At 58.8% G+C, this 381-nt stretch carries 1 protein-coding gene; it reads left to right on the plus strand.

The annotated features are described in order from the left end of the window. The coding region (locus tag RVY79_RS17900; RefSeq protein ID WP_317465861.1) for a GspH/FimT family pseudopilin at positions 1-381 on the plus strand (381 nt) is incomplete at both ends.

Consider the following 381-nt stretch of genomic DNA (forward strand, 5'->3'; position numbering starts at 1 on the left):
GAGCTTTTGGCGGTAGTGACCATTCTCGCCATTTTGTTGGCAGTTGCGATTCCGTCGTTCGCACCGATGCTGAGCAGCAACCGGCTTTTTGCCGTCCAGACCGAGGTGATGTCCTCGCTCGCCTTGGCGCGAAGCGAGGCTGCCAAACGTGGCATGCCGGTGAGCGTGGTTTCGTCGACCACGCCTGGCGTAGTCGGCAACGAATGGGGCGCGGGCTGGTCCGTTTGGGTTGATTCAAATGCGAATGGCGTCGTTGATAGCGGAGAGGTTTTGCGCGCCCACGAAGCCCTGTCATCCGGATTGAAGCTGAGTGTGCCAAATAGTGGCGTCATCAAGTTTGATTCCCATGGCTATCTGTCGCCGGCCCTGCTGCGTCAGTTG

The organism is Chromohalobacter sp. HP20-39, assembly GCF_033052815.1.
In the GTDB taxonomy this organism is placed as follows: domain Bacteria; phylum Pseudomonadota; class Gammaproteobacteria; order Pseudomonadales; family Halomonadaceae; genus Chromohalobacter.